Consider the following 8,974-nt stretch of genomic DNA (forward strand, 5'->3'; position numbering starts at 1 on the left):
TACCTGTGCCGCTTGTGCCGCTTGTGCCATGCGGCAGTTCCATGTGTCCGTGTCCGTGTCCCGCGTGCTGCGTGCTGCGTGCTGCGTGCTGCGTGCTGCCGATGACATTCGTCATCCGAGGTCATGACAGCTCGCACTGCCTCGGCTTCGGATCCCGGGGGAGCCTTGAGACATGGACATCGGGGACAGTGTGATCGAGGTCATGGGACTGCGGCGCCGCTACGGGCCGGTCGGTGACAAGGGGTTCGAGGCGGTGCGGGGGGTTTCCTTCACCGTGGGGCGCGGCGAGTTGTTCGCGCTGCTCGGCACCAACGGCGCGGGCAAGACCTCCACGGTCGAGCTGCTGGAGGGGCTGGCCCGGCCGAGCGGCGGGCAAGTGCGGGTGCTGGGCCACGATCCGCACGAGGAGCGCGGCGCGGTCCGGCCGCGGGTCGGGGTGATGCTCCAGGAGGGCGGCTTCCCCTCCGACCTGACGGTGACGGAGACCGTGCGGATGTGGGCGGGCTGCACCAGCGGGGCGCGGCCGGTCACGGAGGCGCTCGGCCTGGTCGGGCTGGTGGAGCGCGGCGACGTGCGGATCAAGCAGCTGTCCGGCGGTGAGCGGCGGCGGCTCGACCTCGCGCTGGCCCTGCTCGGCCGCCCCGAGGTCCTCTTCCTCGACGAGCCGACCACCGGCCTGGACCCCGAGGCCCGGCACACCACCTGGGAGTTGGTGCGCCGGCTGCGCGAGGAGGGTACGACCGTGCTGCTCACCACCCACTATCTGGAGGAGGCCGAGGCGCTGGCGGACCGGATCGCGATCATGCGGGAGGGCCGGATCGTGGCGTCCGGGGCGCCCGGTGAGGTCATCGGCGCCTATCCGTCCCGGATCCGCTTCGCGATGCCGGTGGGCTGGTTCGTCGGCGATCTGCCGCCCCTGGCCGAGCTGGGCGTGACGCGGCACGAGGAGTCCGCGGGGCGGATAGAGCTCCAGACACGGGAGTTGCAGCGCACCCTGACCGGTCTGCTGGTCTGGGCGCGTGAGAAGGGCATAGAGCTGGAGGGGCTGGACGCACGGACGGCCTCCCTGGAAGAGGCGTTCCTGGCCATAGCGGGCGGGGGCGCGGCCGGCGCGGGTGCCGATGCGGCTGCCGATGCGGAGATGAACGCGGTCATCGGTGCGGGCGCCGGTGCGGGGAGGGGCGAGTGATGGCGACATCCACATCCACGGCGGCAGCCAGGTCGGTGTCCACGCCGGTGTCGCGGGTGCTGGCACTGGGGCGGGCGGAGCTGACCCTGCTCGGGCGGAGCAAGACCGCGCTGTACATGGGCCTGCTGATGCCCGCCGTCATGGTCTACGCGATGCACAACGCCATCGCCGGGGTCGACCTCGACAAGGCCGGCATGTCGGTCGCCGCGGTGTCGGTCACCGGGGGCTTCGGCTTCGTCCTGATCCTCGCCGTCTATCAGAACCTGGTCACGGCCTATGTCTCACGGCGCGAGGAGCTGGTGCTCAAGCGGCTCCGTACGGGCGAGGCGAGTGACGTGGAGATCCTCGCGGGCACCGCGATACCGGCGGTGATCGTCGCACTGGCCCAGTGCGTGCTGCTGGTGGTGGCCGGTGTCGCCTGGCTGAAGCTGGGTACGGTGGCCAGGCCCGACCTGCTCCTGGCCGGGCTGGTGTCGGGCATCGCCCTGTGCATCACGCTGGCGGCGGCCACGGCGGCCTGGGCCAAGTCGGTCGAGGGGGCGCAGTTCGTGACCACTCCCATGTTCCTGATCTCCATGGCGGGTTCGGGGCTGGTCGTGCCCTTGGAGGTGATGCCGGACGCGATGGCGCAGATATGCCGGCTGCTGCCGCTGACGCCGGCGATGGAGCTGATACGCGGCGGCTGGCTGGGCGGGCTGGACGCGGGCGAGGTGGTGCGGGCCTTGGTCACGGCTTTGATCTGGATCGCGCTGGCCGTGTTTGCTGTACGGCGGTGGTTCCGGTGGGAACCCCGGCGGTGAGCGGACCGCGAAGGCGGGTGGCGTAGGAGGGGGACGGACGCATGGGCATCTGGGCACGGGCGCGAGGCTGGCGGGGGCGCACCAGGGTCGCCAAGGTCGACAGCTACACACGGTGGTTGCTGTACGCCCTGATATGCGTCTATCCCTTGTTCAACGGCATGACGGCGCTGCTCGGGAGGGAGCCGGTCGCGGCGCGGGTGCTGGGTGCGCTGAGTGTCGTCCAGGTGCTGCTGGGGGTCCGTGTCCTCCAGCGCTCGTTCGACCACTATCTGTGGAAGAAGGCCGCCCCCTGGTGGCCGCTGGCCGGTCAAGTGGCGCTGCTCCTCGGGGAGATGGGCGCCGTCGCGGCCGCGATCCGGGCCGACAGCGCGCCCCACCCCACGACGTACGGCCTGCTGCTGATGCACGGCTGGCTGGCGACCTTCGGGCCGTACAGCCTGATGAGCCGGTTCCGGCACTATGCGGCGGTCTGCGCTGGTTCCGCGGGGGTGATGGCGGCCGCGGTCGGCGCCCTCGGCGCGACGTTCGGCGCGGTGGCGATGATGGCCCTGATGGTGCTCGGTCTGGGCATGTGGGTCGCCTTGTGCGTGCGGACCTCCGGCTGGATGCTCTCGGTCATGTGGGAGCTGGACGAGGCGAAGAAGGCCCAGGCCCAGCTGGCAGTGGCGGAGGAGCGGCTGCGGTTCGGGCGGGATCTGCACGACGTCCTGGGGCGCAATCTCGCGGTGATCGCGCTCAAGAGCGAGCTCGCCGTGCAGTTGGCGCAGCGGGGTTCGCCGGCGGCGCTGGAGCAGATGACGGAGGTCCAGCAACTGGCCCAGGATTCGCAGCGGGAGGTCCGCGAGGTGGTCCGTGGCTACCGCGAGGCGGATCTGCGCACCGAACTGGTCGGCGCCCGGGGGGTGCTGTCCGCAGCGGGCATCGACTGCCGCTTCGACGACGCGCCGGGCCGCGAGCTGCCGCCGCCGGTGCAGTCGGCCCTGGCCTGGGTGGTCCGGGAGGCGACGACGAATGTGCTGCGGCACGCGGACGCGGGGCGGTGCGCGGTACGGATGCGGATCGTCGACGACGCGGCGGTGCTCGTCATGGAGAACGACGGGGTGCGGGAGGGGGGCCCGAGGGCGGGCACCGGCAGTGGTTCGGGGCTGGCGGGGCTGCGGGAGCGGCTGGACGCCCTGGGTGGCACGATCACCGTGGAGCGCCCGGGGGCGAAGATGTTCCGCGTGACGGCGGAGGTGCCGCTGGCCGGCGGGGCGACGCCCCGGGACGGCGACACGACGGGTGAGGTCGAGTCGGTGGCAGGCTCGGCCCCGGTGCTCGATGGCCTGGCCCCGTCGGAGGGCGGACGTGCCCCGGAGGGCGACGGTGGCTTCGCTTCGCGGGGCGGGAGCGGTGAGCGGCCGGCGGTGGGTGCCGGTTCGTGGCTCGGAGGGGAAGCGTGACGGGCGGCATGGGGGCGAGTGCGGTGGGCGGTGGGCCCGGAGTGGGCGACGTCAATGAGGGGCCGCGCCCCGTACGGGTGATGCTGGCGGACGACGAGCATCTGATCCGGGGGGCGCTGGCGGCGTTGCTCGGGCTGGAGGACGATCTCCAGGTGGTGGCGGAGGCGGCTTCGGGGCCGGAGGCGTTGGCCATGGCCCGGGCGCACCGGCCGGATGTGGCGGTACTGGATCTCCAAATGCCAGGGGCGGACGGTGTGATGGTGGCCACATCCCTGCGGGCCGAGCTGCCCGGCTGCCGCACCATGATCGTGACCGGCCACGGGCGCCCGGGGCATCTGAAGCGGGCGCTGGAGGCGGGGGTGCGGGGGTTTGTGCCGAAGACCGTCTCGGCGCGGCGGCTCGCCGAGATCATCCGGTCCGTGCACGGGGGAAGCCGTTATGTGGACCCGGAGTTGGCGGCGGACGCGATAAGCGCCGGCGACTCCCCGCTGTCCGCGCGGGAGGCGGAACTGCTGGAGCTGGCCGAGGACGGGGCGCCCGTCGCGGAGATCGCGGAGCGCGCCTCGCTGACGCCCGGGACGGTCCGGAACTACCTCTCGTCGGCCGTCGCGAAGCTCGGCGTCGAGAACCGTCACGCGGCCGCGCGCGTCGCACGCGCTCAGGGTTGGCTATAGTGGTGCACGCACCGCACGAAAGCGCGGCGCGAATGCGGACGTAGCTCAGTTGGTAGAGCACCACCTTGCCAAGGTGGATGTCGCGAGTTCGAGTCTCGTCGTCCGCTCAGAGAACGAAGGCCCCGGTCATGGCGACCGGGGCCTTCGTCGTATGCGGCCCGTCGAGACCGCTGAGACCATCGGGCCCGTTGGGCCCGTCGAGCCCGTCGTGTGCGGTCCGTCGGGTCCGGCCGGTCATCCGCCGGGGAAGCTCAGGCGGAAGCGGGCGCCGCCCGTCTCCGCCCGTTCCGCCGTCAGCTCGGCGCCGTGCGCGCGGGCGATCTGGCGGGCCATGGCGAGCCCGAGGCCGGAGCCGGGGAGGGCGCGGGCCTGCCGGGAGCGGTAGAAGCGGTCGAAGACGTAGGGCAGGTCCTCGGCGGCGATGCCGGGACCGTGGTCGCGGACCGTGAGGTCGAGACCGTGGTCCGTACGCTCCAGCCGCACCTCGACCATCGCGCCGGGCGGGCTGAACTTGGCCGCGTTGTCGAGCAGGTTGGACAGCAGCCGCGCGAGGCGGGCCGGGATGCCGGGGACGGTCACGGCGCCCGCCGAGTCCAGGTCGGCCGTGAAGGGCGTGTTCGGCCAGTGGCCGCGCGCGGCGGCCACACAGCGCTCGGCCAGCAGGTCCAGCCGGACCTGTTCGACGAGTTGCTGCGGCTCCTCGTCGCGGGCGAGCTCGATGAGGTCGTTGACCATGCCGGTGACCTCGCGGAGCTGGCGGCCGAGGGCGGCGGCGGCCCGGTCGCGCTGGGCGGGCGAGAGCCGGTCGGCGCGGGCGAGCAGCTCGGCGTTGGTGCGCAGCGCGGTCAGCGGGGTGCGCAGTTCGTGGGAGGCGTCGGCGACGAGGCGGCGCTGGGCGGCGACGGCCTCCTCCAGTTCGCCCAGCATGGTGTTGAAGCTGGTCGCCAGGCGGGTGATCTCGTCCTGGCGGCGTGCCTCGTAGGGCGGCAGGACGATGCGGTGGGCGGGGTCGCGGGTGGCGGCGATGCGTTCGGCGGTGGCCGTGAGCCGGGTCACGGGCCGCAGGGACGTACGGGACGCGAAGTAGCCCAGCGCCGCGGCGAGCAGCACCCCGACGCCGCCGACGCCGGCCAGCAGCAGCCCCGCCTGCCGTACGCCCTGGTCGACGGTGTCGGAGCGGGCCGCGACCTGGAGGGCCTTGTCGTCCTTGAGGTGCGTGGTGAACATCCGCATGTCGCGGCCGCCGAGCTTGATGTTGCTGTAGAACTCCCCGAGCGTCCCGGCCGCGACGCGGCGCGTGGCCCCCGTGACCGGCAGCACGAGGCCGCCCTGGCCCGGCGCGGCGGGGTCGGCGCGGACGATCTGGGCGCAGGCCGGAGCGGCGAGCCAGTTGCACTCGCCGTAGAGGACCCCGGTGCTCCCCCGGTTCTGCTGGGACATGATCCCGGCCTGCTGCTTGAGCTGGAGGTCGAGCTGGCGCACGAGTTCGTAGCGGATCACGACGTACGCGGCGGCGAGCACGCCGATCGCGACGACCGCGACGGCCGCCGAGGTGGCGAGCGCCAGCCGGGCGCGCAGAGGTCTGCGGCCGAGGAGGCGCGCGCGCAGCGCTCTCATCGCTCCGCCAGCCGGTAGCCGATGCCGTGCACGGTGTGGACGAGGCGGCCGGCGCCGCCCTCTTCCAGTTTCCGCCGGAGATAACCGACGTATACGGCGAGGGAATTGGAATCCGGGCCGAAATCGGTGCCCCAGACCCTTTCCTGGATGACCTCGCGGGGCAGCACCTGGCCCGGGTGCCGCATCAGCACTTCGAGGAGGGCGAATTCGGTGCGGGTGAATTCGAGCGGGACACCGCCGCGCCTGCCGGTGCGAGTCTGCGGATCCACGGTGAGGTCGGCGAAGGCCAACTCGTCGCTCTCCTCGGCCGGTTCGACGGGAGCCGCGCGGCGGAGCAGGGCCCGGAGCCGGGCGAGGAGCTCGTCCAGGGCGAACGGTTTGACGAGATAGTCGTCGGCCCCCGCGTCCAGGCCCGCGACCCGGTCGGAGACGGCGTCGCGCGCGGTGAGGACGAGCACGGGCGTACGGTCGCCGACACCGCGCAGCCTGCGGCACACGGCGAGGCCGTCGAGCACGGGCATGGCGAGATCGAGGACGATGGCGGCGGGCGGGTCGGCGGCGACGGCGGACAGGGCCTCCAGGCCGTCCGCGGCGGAGCGCACCGCGTAGCCCTCCACGGTGAGGCCGTCCACGACGGCCGCTCTCACTTCGGGGTCGTCGTCGACGACGAGGACGCTCGTCTCGGCCATTTCGCCTCCGGCGGGGTGCGCGTATCGATCACCTACCTTGTCAGAGGGTGTCTGAGAGGGCTCTTAGGACGGGTCCGTCCGGCGCCCGCGACCGCGAGAGCCGGCGGCCGGACTTAAAAGCCTCTTAGAGCGCATCCGCACGCTGCCGGTCATGGCAAACGCATGCGACACCCTTTCCGTCGTCGTCGGTGCCGGTGGTACCGGGGGCCACATCTATCCGGGACTCGCCGTCGCCGACGCGATCAGGCGGGCCGTGCCGGACGCGGTCATCAGTTTCGTCGGGACCGAGCGCGGGCTGGAGACCCGGCTGATCCCCCGGGCCGGCTACCGGCTGCACACGGTCGACATGATCCCCTTCGACCGCTCGCTCGGCTCACGCCGGTTCCTGCTGCCCGCCGATCTGCTGCGCTCGGGCATGCAGGCGCGGCGCGTGATCGAGGAGCAGGGCGCGCACGTCGTCGTCGGCATGGGCGGCTATCCCAGCGCCCCCGCCGTGCTGGGCGCGCGGATGGCGGGGCGGCCCGCGCTCGTCCACGAGTCCAACGCGGTGCCGGGCCGCGCGAACCGGTTCGCCACCACCCTGACCCCGCATGTGGCCCTCGCCTTCGACCGGACCCGCGACCACCTCGCGGCCCGCGCGGGCACCCGCGCCGAGACGGTCGGCATGCCGCTGGTCGGCGCGGTCGCCGGGCTGGACCGGGCGGCGCTGCGCGAGCAGGCCCGGCGGGCCTTCGGGGTGCCCGACGGGACGCGGATGGTGCTGTTCAACGGCGGCAGCCTGGGCGCCGCGCGGCTGACCGAGGCCGCCGTACGGCTGGCCGCGCGGTGGCGGGGACGGCCCGACGTCCACCTCGTGGTCAAGACCGGTCCGCAGGCCCTGGAGGCGACCCGGGCCCGGCTGGCCGCCGACGGCGGCGATCGCGTCGCCACCGCCGTCGGCTACCTCGACCGGATGGACCTCGCCTACGCCGCCGCCGACCTCGTGGTGTGCCGCGCGGGTTCCGCCACGGTCGCGGAGCTCGCGACCGTACGGGTGCCCGCGGTGCTGGTCCCGTACCCCCACGCGCCCCACGACCACCAGACGCACAACGCCCGCGTGCTGTCCGACGCCGGGGCCGGGCTGCTGCTCCCGGACGCCGAGACGGACGGCGACCGGCTCGCCGAGCTGCTCGGGCCGCTGCTCGCGGACCCGGCGCGGCTGGCCGCGATGAGCGCGGCGGCCGACCCGGGCACGCACGCCGTCGCCGCGGACCTGATGGCGGCCTGGGTGCTGCGCCTCGCCGGGCACACCGCCGTGCCCTCGGCGGGCGGCCCGGCCGGGCTGCACGCCGCGTGATGACTTCCCGTTCGCGAAAGGAACGCCTCATGACCACAAACCTCAACGCGCAGAGCTGGCACGGCCGTACCGTCCTCGTCACCGGGGCCGAGGGGTTCATCGGTTCCACGCTCGTCGACCTGCTGGTGGAGCGCGGCGCGCGGGTCCGCGTGCTCGTGCACTACAAGCCGTACGCCGAGCGCGGCCACCTCGCCCGCTACCTCGGGCCCGGCTCCCCCGTGGAGACGCTCGCCGGTGACGTCCGCGACGCCGGGCGCGTCATGGACGCCGTCGCCGGGTGCGACACGGTCTTCCACTTGGCGGCGCTGATCGGCATCCCGTACAGCTACGCGTCCCCGGAGGCGTACGTCCAGACCAATGTGGCCGGTACGGAGAACGTCGCCGCCGCCTGCCGCCGGCACGGCGTGCGGCGCATGGTGCACACGTCCACCAGTGAGGTCTACGGGACGGCGCTGACCGCCCCCATCAGCGAGGACCACCCGCTTCAGCCGCAGTCCCCGTACTCCGCCTCGAAGATCGGCGCGGACATGCTCGCACTGTCGTACGCGCACTCGTTCGAGCTGCCGGTCACCGTCGTGCGGCCCTTCAACACCTACGGGCCCCGGCAGTCCGCGCGGGCCGTCATCCCCACGATCCTCGCGCAGCTGCACTCCGGCGCCGACGAGATCCGGCTCGGATCGACCTCCCCGACACGGGACTTCACGTATGTGACGGACACAGCGGAAGGCTTCCTGGCCCTGGCCGAGTGCGACCGCGCGATCGGGCACGCGGTCAACCTCGGGACGGGGCGCGAGATTTCGATCGGCTCGCTGGCGGAATCGCTGATCCGGGCCTCCGGACGCGAGGCGAAGGTCGTCGTCGACGAGGCGCGGCTGCGGCCTTCCGGCAGTGAGGTGGAGCGGTTGCTGTCGGACAACTCCCGGGCGCGGGAGTGGGCGGGCTGGCGTCCTCTGGTGGACCTGGAGGAGGGGCTGGCCCGGACGTCGGATTGGGTCCGGGACAATCTGCGGCTCTTCGCGGCGGATCGTTACCAGGTGTGAGACCGGGCCTCCCGGCTGCGTCTGGTGTGCGGCTCCGCCGCGGGCCCTTCGGGGTGCGGGTCGGTTGGCGCCTGCGGCGGGCTTGTTCCCCTACCCGCCCCTTCCCGAAACTGGGGGCAAGCCCCCAGACCCCCGCAACACGCTTCGCGCGTTGTCCTCAATCGCCGGACGGGCTGGAAAACCAGCC

General features: G+C 73.1%; 8 protein-coding genes and 1 tRNA gene. 7 read left to right on the top strand and 2 right to left on the bottom strand.

What is annotated here, in order from left to right; translation table 11 throughout:
* The first annotated feature begins 172 nt into the window (after positions 1-172).
* The 5 genes from AB0435_RS18350 (at position 173) to AB0435_RS18370 (ending at position 4,212) form a co-directional block, all read left to right on the top strand.
* Positions 173-1,189 carry an ABC transporter ATP-binding protein gene (locus AB0435_RS18350; protein WP_366006446.1) on the top strand — a complete coding sequence of 339 codons (1,017 nt, stop codon included), beginning with the start codon at positions 173-175 and terminating at the stop codon, positions 1,187-1,189.
* Complete coding sequence (locus AB0435_RS18355) at positions 1,189-1,989, top strand: ABC transporter permease (protein WP_366006445.1); 801 nt, start codon at positions 1,189-1,191, stop codon at positions 1,987-1,989. Before AB0435_RS18350 ends, AB0435_RS18355 begins: the two co-directional genes overlap by 1 nt.
* Positions 1,990-2,030: 41 nt before the next feature.
* Positions 2,031-3,431, top strand: a complete 1,401-nt coding sequence (locus tag AB0435_RS18360) for a sensor histidine kinase (protein ID WP_366427419.1) — start codon at positions 2,031-2,033, stop codon at positions 3,429-3,431.
* A gap of 80 nt (positions 3,432-3,511) precedes the next feature.
* Positions 3,512-4,105, top strand: a complete 594-nt coding sequence (locus AB0435_RS18365) for a response regulator transcription factor (protein WP_366006467.1) — start codon at positions 3,512-3,514, stop codon at positions 4,103-4,105.
* Positions 4,106-4,139: 34 nt separating this feature from the next.
* Positions 4,140-4,212 (top strand) — tRNA-Gly (locus tag AB0435_RS18370).
* 127 nt (positions 4,213-4,339) lie between these two features.
* On the opposite strand, the gene AB0435_RS18375 is transcribed toward AB0435_RS18370, so the two are convergent.
* Entirely contained in the window at positions 4,340-5,722 is a 1,383-nt protein-coding gene (locus tag AB0435_RS18375; protein ID WP_366006443.1) for a HAMP domain-containing sensor histidine kinase, read from the bottom strand.
* Positions 5,719-6,411: a response regulator transcription factor gene (locus tag AB0435_RS18380; protein ID WP_366006442.1), complete on the bottom strand. Its 693-nt coding sequence runs from the start codon at positions 6,409-6,411 to the stop codon at positions 5,719-5,721. The genes AB0435_RS18375 and AB0435_RS18380 overlap by 4 nt, the downstream gene beginning before the upstream one ends.
* Positions 6,412-6,562: 151 nt before the next feature.
* Here AB0435_RS18380 and AB0435_RS18385 point away from each other — a divergent pair, with 151 nt between their 5' ends.
* The gene (locus tag AB0435_RS18385; protein WP_366006441.1) at positions 6,563-7,747 is read left to right on the top strand and encodes a UDP-N-acetylglucosamine--N-acetylmuramyl-(pentapeptide) pyrophosphoryl-undecaprenol N-acetylglucosamine transferase; all 1,185 of its coding nucleotides are present in this window, start codon (positions 6,563-6,565) and stop codon (positions 7,745-7,747) included.
* Positions 7,748-7,776: 29 nt separating this feature from the next.
* Complete coding sequence (locus AB0435_RS18390; protein WP_366006440.1) at positions 7,777-8,787, top strand: SDR family NAD(P)-dependent oxidoreductase; 1,011 nt, start codon at positions 7,777-7,779, stop codon at positions 8,785-8,787.
* Positions 8,788-8,974: the final 187 nt, after the last annotated feature.

Origin of the sequence: Streptomyces sp. NPDC051173, assembly GCF_040689515.1 — a bacterium.
Classification (GTDB): domain Bacteria; phylum Actinomycetota; class Actinomycetes; order Streptomycetales; family Streptomycetaceae; genus Streptomyces.

What these genes read in the sequence shown, in the direction of transcription:
- AB0435_RS18350 (WP_366006446.1), top strand. Translation starts at nt 173, where the DNA reads ATGGACATCGGGGACAGTGTGATCGAGGTCATGGGACTGCGGCGCCGC.
- AB0435_RS18355 (WP_366006445.1), top strand. Translation starts at nt 1,189, where the DNA reads ATGGCGACATCCACATCCACGGCGGCAGCCAGGTCGGTGTCCACGCCG.
- AB0435_RS18360 (WP_366427419.1), top strand. Translation starts at nt 2,031, where the DNA reads ATGGGCATCTGGGCACGGGCGCGAGGCTGGCGGGGGCGCACCAGGGTC.
- AB0435_RS18365 (WP_366006467.1), top strand. Translation starts at nt 3,512, where the DNA reads ATGCTGGCGGACGACGAGCATCTGATCCGGGGGGCGCTGGCGGCGTTG.
- AB0435_RS18375 (WP_366006443.1), bottom strand. Translation starts at nt 5,722, where the DNA reads ATGAGAGCGCTGCGCGCGCGCCTCCTCGGCCGCAGACCTCTGCGCGCC.
- AB0435_RS18380 (WP_366006442.1), bottom strand. Translation starts at nt 6,411, where the DNA reads ATGGCCGAGACGAGCGTCCTCGTCGTCGACGACGACCCCGAAGTGAGA.
- AB0435_RS18385 (WP_366006441.1), top strand. Translation starts at nt 6,563, where the DNA reads ATGGCAAACGCATGCGACACCCTTTCCGTCGTCGTCGGTGCCGGTGGT.
- AB0435_RS18390 (WP_366006440.1), top strand. Translation starts at nt 7,777, where the DNA reads ATGACCACAAACCTCAACGCGCAGAGCTGGCACGGCCGTACCGTCCTC.